The sequence below is a fragment of the Cobetia sp. 5-11-6-3 genome (assembly GCF_013374055.1).
Lineage (GTDB): Bacteria > Pseudomonadota > Gammaproteobacteria > Pseudomonadales > Halomonadaceae > Cobetia > Cobetia marina.
Map to the genome: position 1 here is coordinate 1 of NZ_BLWJ01000010.1, position 18,903 is coordinate 18,903.

General features: G+C 60.5%; 11 protein-coding genes, 4 tRNA genes and 3 rRNA genes. All 18 read left to right on the forward strand.

Going from position 1 to position 18,903, the window contains the following annotated elements; translation table 11 throughout:
• Positions 1 to 125: ribosomal RNA gene (locus tag HXS66_RS14885) — 23S ribosomal RNA — on the forward strand; the annotation flags it as partial.
• Between the two features lie 138 nt (positions 126 to 263).
• Positions 264 to 379, forward strand: a 5S ribosomal RNA gene (rrf, locus tag HXS66_RS14890).
• 241 nt (positions 380 to 620) lie between these two features.
• Positions 621 to 736: ribosomal RNA gene (gene rrf, locus HXS66_RS14895) — 5S ribosomal RNA — on the forward strand.
• Positions 737 to 1,252: 516 nt separating this feature from the next.
• A complete protein-coding gene (locus tag HXS66_RS14900) occupies positions 1,253 to 4,138 on the forward strand; it encodes a DUF2339 domain-containing protein (protein ID WP_176503956.1) in 2,886 nt (961 codons plus the stop codon).
• Between the two features lie 91 nt (positions 4,139 to 4,229).
• Positions 4,230 to 5,210, forward strand: a complete 981-nt coding sequence (locus tag HXS66_RS14905) for a biotin--[acetyl-CoA-carboxylase] ligase (RefSeq protein WP_077373336.1) — start codon at positions 4,230 to 4,232, stop codon at positions 5,208 to 5,210.
• Entirely contained in the window at positions 5,207 to 6,046 is an 840-nt protein-coding gene (locus tag HXS66_RS14910; RefSeq protein WP_077373339.1) for a type III pantothenate kinase, read from the forward strand. The genes HXS66_RS14905 and HXS66_RS14910 overlap by 4 nt, the downstream gene beginning before the upstream one ends.
• 111 nt (positions 6,047 to 6,157) lie before the next feature.
• A tRNA-Tyr gene (locus HXS66_RS14915) sits at positions 6,158 to 6,241 on the forward strand.
• Between the two features lie 46 nt (positions 6,242 to 6,287).
• Positions 6,288 to 6,361: transfer RNA gene (locus HXS66_RS14920), tRNA-Gly, on the forward strand.
• Positions 6,362 to 6,396: 35 nt separating this feature from the next.
• Positions 6,397 to 6,471, forward strand: a tRNA-Thr gene (locus HXS66_RS14925).
• A 163-nt stretch (positions 6,472 to 6,634) separates the two neighbouring features.
• Positions 6,635 to 6,710: transfer RNA gene (locus HXS66_RS14930), tRNA-Trp, on the forward strand.
• 77 nt (positions 6,711 to 6,787) lie between these two features.
• Positions 6,788 to 7,156, forward strand: coding sequence for a preprotein translocase subunit SecE (gene secE / locus HXS66_RS14935; protein ID WP_043334897.1), 369 nt, complete (start codon positions 6,788 to 6,790; stop codon positions 7,154 to 7,156).
• Positions 7,157 to 7,166: 10 nt separating this feature from the next.
• A complete protein-coding gene (gene nusG / locus HXS66_RS14940; protein ID WP_065392619.1) occupies positions 7,167 to 7,700 on the forward strand; it encodes a transcription termination/antitermination protein NusG in 534 nt (177 codons plus the stop codon).
• Positions 7,701 to 7,817: 117 nt separating this feature from the next.
• Entirely contained in the window at positions 7,818 to 8,249 is a 432-nt protein-coding gene (gene rplK / locus HXS66_RS14945; protein WP_043334893.1) for a 50S ribosomal protein L11, read from the forward strand.
• A 2-nt stretch (positions 8,250 to 8,251) separates the two neighbouring features.
• Complete coding sequence (rplA, locus tag HXS66_RS14950; protein ID WP_065392620.1) at positions 8,252 to 8,944, forward strand: 50S ribosomal protein L1; 693 nt, start codon at positions 8,252 to 8,254, stop codon at positions 8,942 to 8,944.
• Between the two features lie 261 nt (positions 8,945 to 9,205).
• Positions 9,206 to 9,715 (forward strand): 50S ribosomal protein L10, encoded by a 510-nt coding sequence (rplJ, locus tag HXS66_RS14955; RefSeq protein WP_065392618.1) that lies wholly within the window; start codon positions 9,206 to 9,208, stop codon positions 9,713 to 9,715.
• A gap of 95 nt (positions 9,716 to 9,810) precedes the next feature.
• Entirely contained in the window at positions 9,811 to 10,179 is a 369-nt protein-coding gene (gene rplL, locus HXS66_RS14960) for a 50S ribosomal protein L7/L12 (RefSeq protein ID WP_043334886.1), read from the forward strand.
• A gap of 206 nt (positions 10,180 to 10,385) precedes the next feature.
• Positions 10,386 to 14,462 carry a DNA-directed RNA polymerase subunit beta gene (gene rpoB, locus HXS66_RS14965; RefSeq protein ID WP_077373342.1) on the forward strand — a complete coding sequence of 1,359 codons (4,077 nt, stop codon included), beginning with the start codon at positions 10,386 to 10,388 and terminating at the stop codon, positions 14,460 to 14,462.
• Between the two features lie 88 nt (positions 14,463 to 14,550).
• The gene (rpoC, locus tag HXS66_RS14970; RefSeq protein ID WP_077373345.1) at positions 14,551 to 18,792 is read left to right on the forward strand and encodes a DNA-directed RNA polymerase subunit beta'; all 4,242 of its coding nucleotides are present in this window, start codon (positions 14,551 to 14,553) and stop codon (positions 18,790 to 18,792) included.
• The last annotated feature ends 111 nt before the right edge of the window (positions 18,793 to 18,903 follow it).

Sequence of the window (18,903 nt, forward strand, 5' to 3'; positions counted from 1 at the left end):
GAGACTTCCCTGAGGCCTTGCGCCTCCTGAAGGGCCCTTGAAGACTACAAGGTTGATAGGCTGGGTGTGGAAGCACAGCAATGTGTTGAGCTAACCAGTACTAATTGCCCGTGAGGCTTGACCATATAACACCCAAGGGGTTTGCGCAGGCAAACCGCCGGGATTGCGACAGGATCGACGACATATCGGTCAGCATGATTCATATTGCGAGTCGCGAGGCCACAAGCCTCGAGACTCAGGCACCGCAAGGTGCCACCGTTTCGCCTGACGACCATAGCGAGCGTGAACCACCCGATCCCATGCCGAACTCGGAAGTGAAACCGCTTAGCGCCGATGGTAGTGTGGAGTTTCTCCATGTGAGAGTAGGTCATCGTCAGGCACTTATACTGAACCGCCCCTGCAGCCCAGCTGNATAGGCTGGGTGTGGAAGCACAGCAATGTGTTGAGCTAACCAGTACTAATTGCCCGTGAGGCTTGACCATATAACACCCAAGGGGTTTGCGCAGGCAAACCGCCGGGATTGCGACAGGATCGACGACATATCGGTCAGCATGATTCATATTGCGAGTCGCGAGGCCACAAGCCTCGGGACTCAGGCACCGCAAGGTGCCACTGTTTCGCCTGACGACCATAGCGAGCGTGAACCACCCGATCCCATGCCGAACTCGGAAGTGAAACCGCTTAGCGCCGATGGTAGTGTGGAGTTTCTCCATGTGAGAGTAGGTCATCGTCAGGCACTTATACCGAACCGCCCCTGTAGCCTTGCTGCAGGGGCGGTTCTCTTTGTGCGTAGGAAAAGTGGTGCTCGGCAAGAGTCGTGTGCGAGACAAAAGCTGCGCTGAGTAAAGAGTGCTGGGCCGGGCGTGCTGGGAACACGCAATGAGAAAAGGTCACGCGTCCCTAGGGTAGCGTTTCTCCCAGTAAGAGTAGCGGATGGCCGCCCCGATCCTCGTCAGGCACTTATACTGAACCGCCCCTGCAGCCTTGCTGCAGGGGCGGTTCTCTTTGTGCGTAGGAAAAAGTGGTGCGCAGGAAAGTGATATGCAGAACGGGATGGCGTGCACCCTGCTGAGTCATCCATACGAGAGTTCTGTCCCTGTCGCCTCGACGTGAAGCCCGATTCCTCCTGGAGTCGGGCTTTTTCGTGGGTTGACCTTGATTGTGCAAAGACGGTGCTTTGCCCCTCGTGGCATGAGCCGACGATCAAAATGCCGTAGTCTCTAGGCATATCTCTTTGATGACAGGGAAGGCAATGGACGAGTTGATCGTGGTCGGTGCCGTGTTTGCGGTTCTGGTCATCGGTGGGGCGCTGACGGGTTGGCTCAGTCTGCTCAAGATCAAGGGACTGGAGCAGCGTGTTCTCAAGCTGGAAGCACAGCTGCGAGAGGTCGGGCCACAGCTTATACACAGCACCTCCAGGCGTCAGGGTGTGGATAAGTCGAATGATGGCTCTACCACGACTGACGATGCCGAGGGGGACTTGTCACCTGATGGGAAGAGGGCTGCAGCGAGCCGAAGTCCTATTGACGAGGCATCCTCTCATCAGGCGGATGCGGGTGCGGGTGCCGCTCCCTTGAAGCTGCTCGAGTCGCTATGGACACGCTTGCTGCATGGCGCGTCTGGCAGGCCCAGGGGGGAGGGGCGTGAGACCGGCAGCACGGAGCGCGCCGGTGGCACCCCCATGGCGCGGAGCTTCGCGGTAATGCGCGAGCACTGGATGATACTTGTCGGTGCCCTGTCTCTGGTCATGGCGGGCGTGATGCTGGTGGGTTACTCCCTTGAGCAGGGGCTGCTGGGGCCGGGCATGCGACTGGCGCTGGGGCTGGGCTTCGGCATCGGCATGATCGTGCTGGCTGAATGGCTACGATGGCGCACGACGCAATCTCCCAGCTTGACCGGAGCCGTGAGTGGTGCGGGAAGTCTGGTCACCGCAGCAAGTCTATTGGCCGGTCACTACCTGCTGTCGTTGGCTTCTCCACTCGTCACCTTCGTGCTGTTGGCTCTGCTGAGTCTGTGGACGCTGGAGCGTGCCCGCCATCATGGCCCATGGCTGGCCGCGCTGGGCATGCTGGGTGGTTACGCCCTCCCGCTTGCCTTGCCCCTTCAGGCACAGTTGGGAGGAGCCGCCAGCCTGATGCTGCTGGGGCATCTAGGGGTCATCGCCCTGGCATGCCGCCTTCTGCACCGGAAGATCGGACTGAACTGGCTGTATTGGGGGGGATTGTGCGGTGCCTTGCTATGGTGGATGGCGCTGCTCCCCCTGGAGGCGGGAACTGTTGATCTGCGACCTGTCTCAGGCGAGCTGGAGCGCGGACTTGCGGGTCTCTGGTTGTGCCTGTTGGCTATTGCGTACCTCCATACCTGGCGAGACGAGTCTGGACGATCCGAAGGCCGGGGGGTGGCAGATGGCGCGCAGGGTGGCGTGAGTGCCACGGGGGAGGCCATGACCTGGTGGCCATGGCGTGCCTCCCCGCGGGTGCAGCGTCATTGGATCGCGGCTCTGCTGCTGGGGGCCGTCAATGCCATGAGCCTGTTGCTGCCCCATGTTGGGGGGCTGGAGGCTGCCAATGACATCGCGCCCGGTGACTGGTTGCCGAGTGTCCTGCTGCTGTGGGTCACGGGATGGACCGCACGACACATGGCGGCTAGCTGGTCGATGATGGTGGGGGCGGTAGCGTTCTGGTTGTTGGCATGGGGATGGAGCCCACTGACGGCGAGCGGGATCTGGGTGATGACAGGGCCGATGGCGCTGTGTGTTGGATTGGTTGGCCTTGCCTGCTGGAAACCGCAGGCCTCGCAGGCACCTGCCAAGCAGGCGCACATGCTGTCTGCCTGCTGGTGGGCCATGGCGACTCTGGTACCGCTGGTCGCGTGGGGACTGGCCGTCTGGAACGGCACCATCCCTGTCGAGGCGGAGGGTGGAGCGGCCCCATGGCTGAACGCCGCCATGCCACCCTTGATCTGGGGGCTGGTATGTTGGATTGGCGCCAACCGTTTCCATTCGCGAGAAGGAGTGCGTCTGGCTGCCGGCCTGTGGCTGCCCGCTCAATTCGGGATTGCGCTGGCGCTGGTGATCGCGCTTGACGGTCCATCGCTGACACTGGCGTTGGCATTGCAACTGCTTGGGTTGACGGGGTGTGAGTGGCGTTGGTGGCGACTCCAGGCTGATGAGGATGGCGCCGGACGCTCCCTGTTTGCCGAGTTGGCGCGCCTGCTTGCCTGGGGGTTGGCCCTGCGTCTGGCCTGGGGTGTCGTCACTGGCACGTATGACGACATCAGTCACTGGCCGTTGCAGGTCTTTCTGCCGGTGCTTGTCTGTGTCGCCCTCAGCAGTCATGGCATGCGTCACCGCAAGTCTATCCAGCGCTGGCTGGAAGGGGTCGTGGTTCAGCTTGCGCTCGCCACGACAGTGCTGGAGATTCGTTATCTGCTGACAGACGGTCAGCCTTTCTCCGGCCCTCTTTCACTGGCGGAACTCTCCCTGCAGGTGTTGGCGCTCGCTGGTGTGGCGGCGGGCTATGCCTGGCGCGGGCGTGGTTCGGCGACGAATGTCGCGCTATACCGCCTGCTGGCCTCCGTCGTGGGCGGCCTGGCAGGAATCATCTGGCTTGCCGGCATCGTTCTGGCATTCAATCCGCTGTGGCAGGACGGTGATGTCGGTCGCTGGCCATTGTTGAACTGGCTATTGCCCGCTTATGCGCTGCCGGCGCTGGGAGCCGCCCTGGTATGGCGTCTTTCGCGGCATGCTGCCTTGCTGCGTCGTCTCTGCGAGGTGGTGGGTCTGCTGGCTGTCGGGCTATGGATTGGGCTCAGCTTGCGCCATGTCTGGCATGGTGAGGCGCTCGGGCTCTGGCACGGGGTCGAGCAGGCGGAGCTTTATGCCTATAGTCTCGCCTTGCTGGCCGTTGCGGCGAGTCTCGTGATCGGCGGTGCCAGAATGGGGCAACCGCAGTGGCAGCGCGTCGGACAGGGGCTGTTGGTCATGACGATTCTCAAGGTCGGACTCTGGGACACGGCGACTCTGGATGGCCTGTGGCGAGTGGGGTCATGGCTCGGGCTTGGAACCGTGCTGATGCTGCTGTCAGCGTTGTTCAAGCGCCTGACAGGGGCCGGTACGCGAAGGGAGGAGCAGGAATGAGTGAAAAGCCCCCGAACTTTGGTCGTTGTTCTTGGCTCGCAAGCCCATGAATCCGATAGAATGTGCCCTTTTGCACAGGGACGCTCCCCGCATGACCATCCGTGATCTCATTCGCCTGCTCGGAGATGGTGACTACCACTCCGGAGAGGCCCTGGGCGAAGAGCTCGGGGTGTCGCGTACGGCGGTCTGGAAGCAGCTCAAGAAACTTGAGGCGCTTGATATCCCGCTTGAGGCTGTGAAGGGGTTGGGCTATCGACTGGCCAACCCTATCGAGTTGCTTGATGGACAGCGGATCATCGAAGCGCTGCCACGCGAGACTCGCAAGCATCTGAAGCGCCTGTTCATCGAGGAATCGCTGGATTCCACCAATACCTTCATCCGTGAGCGCTTTCGCCAGGGAGCGGGTCATGCAGAGGTCTGCCTGGCTGAGGTGCAGTCTGCCGGGCGGGGGCGTCGTGGTCGGGAGTGGCAGACGCCATGGGGCCGCAGCCTGGTCTTCTCACTTGGTTGGCGCTTCGAGTCAGGTGCCGCGTCACTGGAAGGCTTGAGCCTGGCGATCGGCGTGGCAGTCGCCGAGGTGCTGGAGGCGGATGGGTTGCCTGCGCGCCTGAAGTGGCCGAATGACGTCCTGCTTCAGATACAGAAGGACCAGCCGAAGATTGCCGGCATTCTGGTCGAGGTGACAGGTGATGTCTCCGGGCCTTGTGATGTCGTGATCGGTATCGGGTTGAACATCGAGTTGCCGGCGAGTCATCGCGAGGATATCGGGCAATCGGTCGCGGCGGTACGTGACATCATCCCGGGCGCTTCACGCAACGCTTATGCGGCTCGCCTGATGGAGTCGCTGCTGGCCCTGTTGCCTGAGTTCGAAGCTGAAGGGTTCTCTGCCTGGCAGCAGCGCTGGAATGAGCGCAATGCGTTCAAGGGGCGCGATGTGGTGATTCTGCGAGGCGACAAGCGGGAGGAAGCCATCGCTGAAGGTGTGGATATCAACGGAAATCTCGAGGTGCGCATGAATGGCGAAACCATCACACTCGCCGGTGGCGAGATCAGTCTGCGCGCTGTCTCATGATTCTGGATCTTGATATCGGCAATACCTTGTCCAAGTGGCGTCTCAAGGACACTGTCTCCAGCGAGATCCGCTCACGCGGCGCAGTATGGACACGTGAAGAGTGGCGTCCAGGGGAGGATATTCCCGATCTGGACGTCGTCACGGCAGTGCGCATTTCCAGCGTGGCGCGGAAGCAGGTATTGGATGAGACCGTCGAGCTGCTGCGCAAGCAGGTCGGGGCAGTGCATGTGGCACGCTCGACACGTGAGGCGCTGGGGGTCACCTGCGGGTATGAAGAGCCGCAGCGATTGGGGGTGGATCGCTGGCTTGGCGCGCTTGCCGGGCATCATCTGACCGGCGGATGTTGCAGTGTGGACTGTGGGAGCGCCATTACCGTGGACTTCGTGTTGCCTGGCGGGAAGCATCTCGGGGGCTATATCATTCCCGGGCTACGCCTGATGAAGGAGAGTCTCAAGCTGGGGACGCGCAACGTGGCCATCGACCCGGACAGTGAGGTGGACAGCCTGCTGGCGCCGGGACGCAATACGGTGGAGGCGGTCAATCACGGGATCTACATGGCGGCGGTCAGTGCCGTCAATCGGTTGTATGCCGAGGTGTGTGATCGTGAGGGGGTCGCGCTGCCGCTGTTGCTGACCGGAGGGGATGCACGCGTGGTAGCGAGAGGCCTGCGGGTTCCTCATGCATTATGGCCGGACATGGTCTATGCCGGTCTCGAGGCGCTTTTCCCGCTGACAGCGGCGGAGCGTGCCGGACGCCTGTCAGGGGCGCCGGAGCAGCCGCGCGTTGCTGATCTGGAAAAACTTCGCTCAGGGCTTGCACTTACCCAGATGCTTTGACATACTACGCCCCGTTCTGAGGAGATACATTCCCTCAAGCGCTTGAAGTCAAAAGAAATCAAGCACTTGACAGCGTATCCCAAGCGACGTAAGATTTGTCGCCATAGAAGAGGTGGGGTTCCCGAGTGGCCAAAGGGAGCAGACTGTAAATCTGCCGCGAAAGCTTCGAAGGTTCGAATCCTTCCCCCACCACCAGATTCGCTCATGATGGCATGTTCATCTGGGCAGCAAGAGTTGGAAAGCGGGCATAGTTTAATGGTAGAACCTCAGCCTTCCAAGCTGATGACGCGGGTTCGATTCCCGCTGCCCGCTCCAGTTCATCTCGTATGACGAGGTTGCGCAAAGGTTTTGCTCGTGTAGCTCAGGGGTAGAGCACACCCTTGGTAAGGGTGAGGTCGGCGGTTCAAATCCGCCCACGAGCTCCATACAACGGAAAGGCGAGTCGCAGTTTGGCTCGTCTTTTTCGTTTCCGACGACCTCCCAGGTCGCGGTCAAAGATAAGGCTTGTCAGTATGGGTTGTCTCAGCTATGATGGCGCCCGCTGTTAATTCAGCCTTGTTTTTAGTCTCTGGAACACGCAAGTGTTACAGGCCAGTAGCTCAATTGGCAGAGCAGCGGTCTCCAAAACCGCAGGTTGGGGGTTCGATTCCCTCCTGGCCTGCCATCCTTCCCCAGGATGGTATTCGACTTCTTACCGATTCTCGATTCTAGCGATCGCTGCACCCTTGAGGAGTCTCTTTGATGAAACAGAACGCCGAGGTGCAGGAAGCGCGCCACGACGGATTCAAGTGGTCGGTCGTTGTCATTCTTCTTGTGCTGGCTGTTGCCGGCAACGCCTATTTTGCTGACCAAGCGCTGCTTTATCGCGTGCTTGGCGTCGTCGTGCTTGGCGTTGCAGCGGCTGCTCTGGCCATCACGACCAACAAGGGTCGTGATGTCGTCGAGCTGGCAAGCAGTGCGCGCCGCGAGATCCAGCGCGTCGTTTGGCCGACCCGACAGGAAACTGTCCAGACAACTGCCATCGTGCTGGGTGCCGTGCTTATCGTGGGCCTGTTGCTATGGCTCATCGATACCACCCTCGGCTGGCTGATGTCCGGCATCGTCAGTTAACGGAGTTTCCATGTCCAAGCGTTGGTATGTCATACACGCCTATTCCGGTTTCGAAAAGCAGGTCATGCGCTCCCTGAATGAGCGTGTGAAGCTGTATGCCATGGAAGAACACTTCGGTGAGATCCTGGTGCCTGTGGAAGAAATCGTCGAGATGCGTGACGGCAAGCGCCGCAAGAGTGAGCGCAAGTTCTATCCAGGCTACGTGCTAGTCGAGATGGACATGAATGATCAGTCCTGGCACCTGGTGAATGAAACCCCGCGCGTCATGGGGTTCATCGGTGGCACGCCGGAGAAGCCGGCTGCGATCACCCAGAAAGAAGCCGACGCCATGTTGCGTCGCGTTCAGGACGGTACTGACAAGCCGCGTCCGAAGACTCTCTTCGAGCCGGGCGAGACAGTGCGCGTCACCGACGGTCCTTTCGCCGATTTCAATGGCGTCGTCGAAGAAGTGAATTACGAAAAGAGCCGCCTGCAGGTCAGCGTGCTGATCTTCGGGCGTGCCACGCCAGTGGAGCTCGAGTTCTCGCAGGTCGAGAAGGACTGATCTCTGGATCACCTTTCCTGTCTGGATACGAGCATCACGGCAACACGACGGGTCGCCTGAGGCGGCCCGGTTTCACGGGGAGCCGCAAGGCGCTACCACCCAAAATGGAGTCCTATCATGGCCAAGAAAGTACAGGCTTACATCAAGCTGCAGGTCGCAGCCGGTAAAGCTAACCCGAGCCCGCCCGTGGGTCCTGCCCTCGGTCAGCACGGTGTCAACATCATGGAGTTCTGTAAAGCGTTCAACGCCGCTACCCAGAACGTCGAGCCGGGCCTCCCGACTCCTGTGGTCATCACCGTGTATTCCGACCGCAGCTTCACCTTCGTCACCAAGACGCCGCCTGCCGCCGTCCTGCTGTTGAAGGCTGCTGGTCTGAAGTCCGGTTCTGGCGAGCCGAACAAGAAGAAGGTCGGTACCGTGACTCGCGCTCAGCTCGAAGAGATCGCGACCACCAAGGAACCGGATCTGACAGCTTCCAATCTGGACGCTGCTGTTCGCACCATCGCCGGTACTGCCCGTAGCATGGGCCTGAACGTGGAGGGTCTTTGATCATGGCCAAGATTTCAAAGCGCGCCCAGGCGATCAACGCAAAAGTCGAATCCGGCAAGGTCTACAGCGTCGAAGAAGCTGTCGCCCTGCTGTCCGAGCTGTCCACCGTCAAGTTCAAGGAGACTGTTGAAGTCTCTCTGAACTTGGGTGTCGATCCGCGTAAATCCGACCAGGTCGTTCGCGGCGCTACCGTCATGCCGAACGGCACCGGTAACGACGTGCGTGTCGCTGTCTTCACCCAGGGCGCCAACGCTGAAGCAGCGAAGGAAGCCGGTGCAGACGTCGTCGGCATGGACGATCTTGCTGAGCAGGTCAAGAAAGGCGTGATGGACTTCGACGTCGTCATCGCTTCTCCGGACGCCATGCGCGTCGTCGGTCAGCTGGGTCAGATCCTCGGCCCGCGCGGCCTGATGCCGAACCCGAAAGTCGGTACCGTGACGCCGGACGTCGCGACTGCCGTGAAGAATGCCAAGGCAGGTCAGGTGCGTTTCCGTACTGACAAGAACGGCATCATTCACGCCGGTATCGGCAAGATCGACTTCAGTGCAGACGCGATTCAGGGTAACATCGACGCCCTGGTCGCCGAAGTGAAGAAGCTGAAGCCGAGCACTTCCAAAGGTATCTACCTGAAGAAGATCACCCTGTCCAGCACCATGGGCCCGGGTCTGACCGTCGATCACGCCAAGTACGCGTAAGGCAGTCACAGAATGTTTCACTTTGCGGTCCCCGTGCTCAGCCGCGGGGCGCCGTCAAAGACCGCAGGTGCCAGCCTTGTCGCTTCGGTGGCAGGGCTGGCTTAATCGCGACGTGATGCCTGCATCGCGCGCAGCCTGCGCAGATGGTGTCCCAGCCTCGCTGGTGGCAGCCATCCTCCAAGACTCTCCCGCGCAGTTCAGGTGAGAGAGATGGTAAACCACTGGGGAATTCGTTCCCCGGCACGAAATGGAGTCAACACCGTGGCTTTAGGTCTCGAAGACAAGAAGGCAATTGTTGCTGAGGTCAGCGAAACCGCCAAGGGTGCTCTCTCCGTAGTCGCTGCCGACTCTCGTGGTGTAACTGTTGGCGCAATGACCGAATTGCGCAAGCAGTGCCGCGAAGCGGGCGTCCAGCTGCGTGTTGTTCGCAACACCCTGGCTCGCCGTGCGCTGTCCGGTACCTCTTACGAGGTGCTGAACGAGTCCTTCGTCGGCCCGACCCTGCTTGCATTCTCCATGGAACACCCGGGCGCTGGCGCTCGTCTGTTCAAGGAGTTTGCCAAGAAGGTCGAGGCATTCGAAGTCAAGGCACTGGCCTACGAAGGCGAGTTCATCCCGGCGGCCAACATCGACCGTCTGGCATCTCTGCCGACCCGCGACGAAGCACTGTCCAAGCTGCTGTCTGTCATGAAGGAAGCTTCTGCAGGCAAGCTGGTCCGTACTATCGCAGCACTGCGCGATCAGAAGCAGGAAGCCGAAGCCGCCGCGTAGTAAGCGTCGCTTCTTCCTCCTGGCTGTCTCGTGCAGCCTGAATCGATTTCCGTTTGACCGAGCATCTTTGCTCCGCAAAGTTTAGGATTGCTAAAATGGCACTGACCAAAGAAGACATCATCAACGCCGTCGCTGACATGACCGTCATGGAAGTGGCTGAGCTGATCGAAGCAATGGAAGAGAAGTTCGGCGTTTCTGCCGCTGCCGCCGTCGTTGCTGGCCCGGCCGCTGCAGGTGAAGCCGCTGAAGAACAGACCGAGTTCGACATCGTTCTGACTGCTGCTGGTGACAAGAAAGTCAACGTCATCAAGGCTGTTCGCGAACTGACTGGCCTGGGCCTGAAAGAAGCCAAGGCAGCTGTTGACGGCGCTCCGGCCACCCTGAAAGAAGGCGTGAGCAAGGAAGACGCTGAAGAAGCGAAGAAGAAGCTGGAAGAAGCTGGCGCGTCCGTGGAACTCAAGTAACTCGTGTTCCAGGCTACGCACGCTGCGTAAGCTTCCTGGCTGGTGGCGGACTCCGCCACCAGCCTTTTTCTGTTGCAAGACGAATTATGACGGCGAGCCAGCCCGCAAGGGAGGCTTGCCGTCCGCGCCTGATGGACATCGCCGCGCCATCAGGTATGAGCCGACCACGCATCGGTCACCCAAGGTGAACAAGCTGGGGAATACAGATGGCTTACTCATACACTGAGAAAAAACGCATCCGCAAGGATTTTGGCAAACTGCCCCAAGTGATGGATGTGCCTTACCTGCTGGCCATCCAGCTTGATTCCTACCACGACTTTCTCCAGCAGGACAGGGCGCCAGAACAGCGCCTGGAAGTCGGCCTTCACGCTGCCTTCAAGTCCGTGTTCCCGATTGCCAGTTTCTCTGGCAACGCAGCGCTCGAGTATGTCAGCTACCGTTTCGGTACGCCGGCGTTCGACGTAAAGGAATGTCAGCTGCGCGGAGTGACCTACTCTGCACCGCTGCGCGTGAAAGTGCGCCTGATGATCTACGACAAGGAATCGTCCAACAAGGCGATCAAGGACATCAAGGAGCAGGAAGTCTACATGGGGGAAATCCCCCTGATGACAGAGAACGGTACCTTCGTCATCAATGGTACTGAACGTGTCATCGTGTCTCAGCTGCATCGCTCGCCGGGTGTGTTCTTCGATCACGACAAGGGCAAGAGCCACTCGTCCGGCAAGTTGCTGTACTCCGCACGTGTGATTCCTTACCGCGGTTCCTGGCTGGACTTCGAGTTTGACCCGAAGGACAACGTCTACGTCCGTATCGACCGTCGTCGCAAGCTGCCGGCCTCCGTGCTGCTGCGTGCCATGGGCATGACCAGCGAAGAGATCCTCGGTACCTTCTTCGATACCACCATGTACCACATCGAGCGCAGCGGCTTCTCCGTTGAGCTGGTGCCGTCACGCCTGCGTGGCGAGACTGCCGCCTTCGACATCAAGGATGCCGATGGCAGCGTGATCGTGGAAGAAGGTCGTCGCATCACCCAGAAGCACGTCCGTCAGATGGAAAACTCCGGCCTCGAGCGTCTCGAAGTGCCGATGGAGTACCTCTACGGCAAGGTGCTGGCCAAGGATCAGATCGATCCGGCCACCGGTGAGCTGGTGTGCGAATGCAACAGCGAGATCACCCCGGAACTGCTGGAGAAGATGGCTCAGGCCAAGATCACCCAGTTCGAGGTCATCTACACCAACGATCTGGATTGCGGTCCGTTCGTGTCTGACACATTGAAGCTGGATACCACGCGTAACCAGCTCGAGGCACTGGTCGAGATCTACCGCATGATGCGTCCGGGCGAGCCGCCCACCAAGGACGCGGCAGAATCACTGTTCCAGAACCTGTTCTTCAGCGAAGACCGCTACGACCTGTCGGGCGTGGGTCGCATGAAGTTCAACCGTCGCCTGCGTCGCGAAAGCGATACCGGCAGCGGCGTGCTCGATCAGGACGATATCCTGACCGTCATGCAGGAACTGATCAGCATCCGTAACGGCAATGGCGATGTCGATGACATCGACCACCTGGGCAACCGTCGTATTCGCTCTGTGGGCGAAATGGCGGAAAACCAGTTCCGTGTCGGTCTGGTCCGTGTCGAGCGTGCGGTCAAGGAGCGTCTCTCCATGGCCGAGAGCGAAGGCCTGATGCCGCAGGATCTCATCAACGCCAAGCCGGTTGCGGCGGCGGTGAAGGAATTCTTCGGTTCCAGCCAGCTCTCCCAGTTCATGGATCAGAACAACCCGCTGTCCGAAGTGACGCACAAGCGCCGTGTCTCCGCGCTTGGTCCGGGTGGTCTGACCCGTGAGCGCGCCGGCTTCGAAGTTCGTGACGTTCACGCCACGCACTACGGCCGTCTGTGCCCGATCGAGACGCCGGAAGGCCCGAACATCGGTCTGATCAACTCCCTGGCGACCTACTCCAAGACCAACAGCTATGGCTTCCTCGAGACGCCGTACCGCAAGGTCGTGGATTGTCAGGTCACCGACGACGTCGTCGATCTGTCCGCGATCGAGGAAGGCGATTTCATCATCGCCCAGGCCTCCGCGACCGTCGACGAGAACAACCGTCTGGTCGACGACCTGGTTCAGGTACGTCACCGCGGCGAGACTACCTTCATGGCGCCGGAAAAGGTCACCATGATGGACGTGTCTCCGCGTCAGGTCGTCTCCGTCGCTGCGGCATTGATCCCGTTCCTCGAGCACGATGATGCCAACCGCGCCCTGATGGGTGCGAACATGCAGCGTCAGGCCGTTCCGACCCTGAAGGCTGACAAGCCGCTGGTCGGTACCGGCATGGAGCGCTTCGTGGCGCGTGACTCCGGCGTCTGCGCCGTGGCACGTCGTGGCGGTGTCATCGACTCCGTCGATGCCAAGCGTATCGTCGTGCGTGTGCGGGAAGAAGAGATCATCGGCGGTGAAGCCGGCGTTGATATCTACAACCTGACCAAGTACGTCCGCTCGAACCAGAACACCTGTCAGAACCAGCGTCCGATCGTGCGCCCGGGCGACGAAGTCGCCATCGGCGATATCCTGGCCGACGGCCCGTCCGTCGACATGGGGGATCTGGCACTGGGTCAGAACATGCGTCTGGCGTTCATGCCCTGGAACGGCTTCAACTTCGAGGACTCCATCCTGTTCTCGGAGCGTGTGGTGCAGGAAGATCGCTTCACCACCATCCACATCCAGGAACTGACCTGTGTCGCGCGTGACACCAAGCTCGGGCCGGAAGAAATCACTTCCGATATCCCGAACGTCGGCGAGTCCGCACTTTCCAAGCTGGATGAGTCCGGTGTCGTCTACATCGGTGCCGAGCTGAATCCGGGCGACATCCTGGTCGGCAAGGTCACGCCGAAGGGCGAGACCCAGCTGACGCCGGAAGAAAAGCTGCTGCGTGCCATCTTCGGCGAGAAGGCGTCCGACGTGAAGGACACCTCTCTGCGTGCCCCGACCGGCATGAAGGCCACCGTCATCGACGTTCAGGTCTTCACCCGTGACGGCGTCGAGAAGGATCAGCGTGCGCTCTCCATCGAGCAGATGCAGCTGGCCGAGGTCCGCAAGGACCTGCAGGAAACCTACCGCATCGCGGAAGAGGCGACCTTCGAGCGTCTGCAGCGCAACCTGGTCGGTCAGGCGGTCAACGGTGGTCCGAAGCTCAAGAAGGGCGACGTGCTGACCGATGACTACCTCGAGGCCCTGCCGCGTCAGGAGTGGTTCAAGCTGCGTCTGCAGGACGAATCTCTCAATGAGCTGCTGGCCCAGGCCGATGAGCAGCTCGAGATCCGTCGTCGCGAGATGGACGAGCGCTTCGAAGACAAGAAGCGCAAGCTCACCCAGGGCGATGATCTGGCACCGGGCGTGCTCAAGATCGTCAAGGTATACGTCGCCGTGAAGCGCCGTATCCAGCCGGGTGACAAGATGGCCGGTCGTCACGGTAACAAGGGTGTCATCTCCGCGATCATGCCGGTGGAAGACATGCCGTTCGATGGTTACGGCGAGCCGGTAGATGTCGTGCTGAACCCGCTGGGTGTTCCGTCGCGCATGAACGTCGGTCAGATCCTCGAGACCCACCTCGGCATGGCCGCGCGTGGTCTGGGCGTGAAGATCGAGCACATGCTGCGCGAAGAGCGTGCCGAGCAGGTCAAGCAGATCCGCGAGTTCCTCGACAAGGTGTACAACACCGTCGGTGGCCGCCAGGAAGACCTCTCCGTGCTCAGTGATGACGAGATCATCACCATGGCGCACAACCTGAAGAAGGGCGTGCCGATGGCGACGCCGGTCTTCGATGGCGCCAAGGAACACGAGATCAAGCAGTTGCTCACGCTGGCCGGTATCCCTGATTCCGGACAGATGGACCTCTACGATGGCCGCACCGGCGAGAAGTTCGATCGCAAGGTGACCGTCGGTTACATGTACATGCTCAAGCTCAACCACCTGGTGGATGACAAGATGCATGCGCGTTCGACCGGCTCCTACTCCCTCGTCACGCAGCAGCCGCTGGGTGGTAAGGCGCAGTTTGGTGGTCAGCGCTTCGGTGAGATGGAGGTCTGGGCCCTCGAGGCGTACGGCGCTGCCTACACCCTCCAGGAGATGCTCACGGTCAAGTCCGATGACGTGGAAGGCCGTACCAAGATGTACAAGAGCATCGTAGATGGCGATCACACCATGCAGGCGGGCATGCCCGAATCCTTCAACGTGCTGGTGAAGGAAATCCGCTCGCTGGGTATCGACATGGAGCTGGAAGGCTGACGCCGAAAAGCCACAAGTATTGACGGTCCGCAAAGCCTGGTGTCAGCAGCCAGGCTTTGCCCATGACAACTCCGCAACGGAGCGACCCATGAAAGATTTGGTGAAAGTTCTCAAATCGCAGGCGCAGTCCGAAGAATTCGACGCCATCAAGATTACCCTGGCGTCTCCGGACATGATTCGCTCGTGGTCTTTTGGTGAAGTGAAGAAGCCTGAAACCATCAACTACCGGACATTCAAGCCGGAACGTGATGGTCTTTTCTGTGCCAAGATCTTTGGCCCGGTGAAGGACTACGAGTGCCTGTGTGGCAAGTACAAGCGGATGAAGCATCGCGGCATCATCTGTGAGAAGTGTGGCGTTGAAGTGACCAAGGCGGCAGTGCGTCGTGAGCGTATGGCTCACATCGAACTGGCCAGCCCGGTCGCGCACATCTGGTTCCTGAAGTCGCTGCCGTCCCGTATCGGCATGCTGCTCGACATGACTCTGCGTGATATCGAGCGTGTGCTGTACTTCGAAAGCTTCGTGGTCATCGATCCGGGCATGACGACCCTCGAGAAGGGTCATCTGCTCAACGATGAGCAGTATTTCGAGGCGCTGGAAGAATTCGGCGATGACTTCGATGCCCGCATGGGTGCCGAGGCCATCAAGGCGCTGCTCGAGGACATCGAGCTGGAAGAAGAGGTCGAGCGCCTGCGTGAAGAGATTCCGCAGACCAACTCCGAGACCAAGATCAAGAAGCTGTCCAAGCGCCTCAAGCTGCTGGAAGCCTTCTACTATTCCGGCAACAAGCCGGGCTGGATGATCATGGAAGTGCTGCCAGTGCTGCCGCCGGACCTGCGTCCGCTGGTACCGCTGGACGGCGGCCGCTTCGCGACCTCGGATCTGAACGATCTGTATCGCCGCGTGATCAACCGCAACAACCGCCTCAAGCGTCTGCTCGACCTCAATGCGCCGGACATCATCGTGCGCAACGAGAAGCGCATGCTTCAGGAATCCGTGGATGCTCTGCTCGACAACGGTCGTCGCGGTCGCGCCATCACCGGTTCCAACAAGCGTCCGCTGAAGTCACTGGCCGACATGATCAAGGGCAAGCAGGGTCGTTTCCGTCAGAACCTGCTGGGCAAGCGTGTCGACTACTCCGGTCGTTCCGTCATCACCGTCGGCCCGACCCTGCGTCTGCACCAGTGTGGTCTGCCGAAGAAGATGGCGCTTGAGCTGTTCAAGCCGTTCATCTACGCCAAGCTGCAGGCCTCCGGTCACGCCAGCACCATCAAGGCCGCCAAGAAGATGGTCGAGCGTGAAGCCCCGGAAGTCTGGGATTTCCTCGCCGACGTCATCCGCGAGCACCCGGTGCTGCTGAACCGTGCCCCGACTCTGCACCGTCTGGGTATCCAGGCGTTCGAGCCGCTGCTGATCGAAGGCAAGGCCATCCAGCTGCACCCGCTGGTCTGCGCGGCGTACAACGCCGACTTCGATGGTGACCAGATGGCCGTCCACGTACCGCTGACGCTGGAAGCCCAGCTGGAAGCGCGTGCGTTGATGATGTCGACCAACAACGTGCTGTCGCCGGCCAACGGCGAGCCGATCATCGTGCCGTCCCAGGACGTCGTGCTGGGTCTGTACTACATGACCCGCGAGAAGATCGGTGCCAAGGGTGAGGGCATGGCCTTCGCGAACCTGGGTGAAGTCGAGCGCGCCTTCGGCACGCACAGCGCTCACCTGCACGCGATGGTCAAGGTCCGTCTGACCGAGACGCTCAAGGATGAAGAATCCGGCGAGCTGTACGAGAAGACGTCCCTGCACGACACCACCATCGGTCGCGCACTGCTGTTCCGCATTCTGCCGAAGGGCATGCCGTTCGAGCTGATCAACCAGGTGATGAAGAAGAAAGCCATCTCCGGTCTGATCAACGAGGCGTATCGTCGCGTCGGTCTGAAGGACACCGTCATCTTCGCTGACCAGCTGATGTACACCGGCTTCCGTCTCGCGACCTGGTCCGGCGCCTCCATCGGCGTCAACGACTTCGTCATTCCGGACGCGAAGAAGGTCATCATCGACGCGGCCGAAGACGAAGTGAAAGAGATCGAAGACCAGTTCTCCTCCGGTCTCGTGACCGCGGGCGAGAAGTACAACAAGGTCATCGATATCTGGGCGCGTGCCAACGACCGTGTCGCCAAGGAGATGATGGCGGGTATCTCGAAAGAGACCGTCGTCAACTGGAAGGGCGAAGTGGTCAACGGCGAAGACGGCAAGCCGATGGAGCAGGAGTCGTTCAACAGCGTCTTCATCATGGCTGACTCCGGTGCTCGTGGTTCCGCGGCCCAGATTCGTCAGCTGGCCGGCATGCGTGGCCTGATGGCCAAGCCGGATGGCTCGATCATCGAGACGCCGATCACCGCCAACTTCCGTGAAGGTCTGAACGTACTCCAGTACTTCATCTCCACCCACGGTGCCCGTAAGGGTCTGGCGGATACGGCACTGAAGACCGCCAACTCCGGTTACCTGACGCGTCGTCTGGTCGATGTTGCCCAGGATCTGGTCATCACCGAAGCGGATTGTGGCACTCAGGAAGGTCTGATCCTGCACCCGGTCATCGAAGGCGGTGACATCATCGTCCCGCTGTCTCAGCGTGTGCTGGGTCGTGTCGTGGCACAGGATGTCGTCGATCCGGTCTCTGATGAGGTCCTGATCGCACGCGGCACCCTGCTGGATGAAGCCTGGTGTGCACAGCTCGATACCATGGGCGTCGATGAGATCATCGTGCGTACCACCATCGGCTGTGAAACCGTGCACGGTGTCTGCTCGGCCTGTTATGGCCGTGATCTGGCGCGTGGCCATCAGGTCAACGTCGGTGAAGCCATCGGTGTCATCGCGGCACAGTCCATCGGTGAGCCGGGTACCCAGCTGACCATGCGTACCTTCCACATCGGTGGTGCCGCCTCGCGTGCTTCTGCCGTGGATAGCGTCCAGGTCAAGCACGGCGGCCACGTGCGTCTGCACAACATCAAGTCGGTCGAGCGCGCGGATGGCAAGCTGATCGTCGTCTCGCGTTCCAGTGCGCTGGCTGTCGCTGACGATCACGGTCGTGAGCGTGAGTTCTACAAGCTGCCGTATGGTGCCGAGCTGTCCGTACGTGACGGTGACAAGGTCGAGTCCGGTCAGTCCGTCGCCAAGTGGGATCCGCACACTCACCCGATCGTCGCCGAAGTGGCGGGTCAGGTGCAGTTCACGGACATGGAAGATGGTCAGACCATCAACCGTACCACCGACGAGATGACAGGCCTGTCCTCCATCGAAGTCATCGAGAGCGCCTCGCGTCCGTCCGCGGCACGTGACAAGCGTCCGATGATCATGCTGGTGGATTCCAGTGGCAAGCACGTGACACTGCCGGGCTCCAACACGCCGGTCCAGTATCTGCTGCCGGGCAATGCCGTGGTATCCGCCGAGAATGGCGCAGCCGTCGGTGTGGGTGACGTCATCGCACGTATCCCGATGGAAGCGTCCGGTAACAAGGACATCACCGGTGGTCTGCCGCGCGTTGCCGACCTGTTCGAAGCACGTCGTCCGAAGGAACCGGCCATCCTGGCCGAGATCTCCGGTACCGTGACCTTCGGCAAGGAAACCAAGGGCAAGCGTCGCCTGACCATCACGCCGGCCGAAGGTGACCCGTTCGAGCTGTTGATCCCGAAATGGCGCCAGATCAGCGTCTTCGAAGGGGAAACGGTCGAGAAGGGTGAGGTCATCTCCGATGGCCCGAGCAATCCGCACGATATCCTGCGTCTGCTCGGCGTCGCGGAAATGACCAAGTACATCACCACCGAAGTCCAGGAGGTCTATCGCCTCCAGGGTGTCGGCATCAACGACAAGCACATCGAAGTCATCGTGCGTCAGATGCTGCGCAAGGTGGAGATCACCGATTCCGGCGATTCCAGCTTCATCACCGGCGACCAGGTGGAATACGCCCGTGTCGTCGAAGAGAACATGCGTCTCGAGGCCGAAGGCAAGTTCCCGGCCAAGTTCGACCGCATCCTGCTCGGTATCACCAAGGCGAGCCTGGCGACAGAATCGTTCATCTCGGCGGCCTCCTTCCAGGAGACCACACGAGTTCTGACCGAAGCCTCTGTCACCGGCAAGCGCGATTATCTCCGTGGTCTGAAGGAGAACGTCGTGGTGGGTCGCCTGATCCCGGCGGGTACTGGCCTGGCTTATCACGATGAGCGTCGCCGCCGTCGTGATGGCCTGCCGCTCGCACCGGCCCCGTCGGCACAGGACGTCGAGCAGGAGCTGGGTGCCCAGCTGACCGCTCTCGACGCGGACGACGACGACCTCTGAGGTCTTGAGCCCCGCCGTCGCTGACGGCGGGGTTGACGCCCTTGTGGCCCAAGCCCTAGAATATGCAGCCTTTAACAGTAGGGCAGGTGCATCCTGTCCGATTGTTGGAAG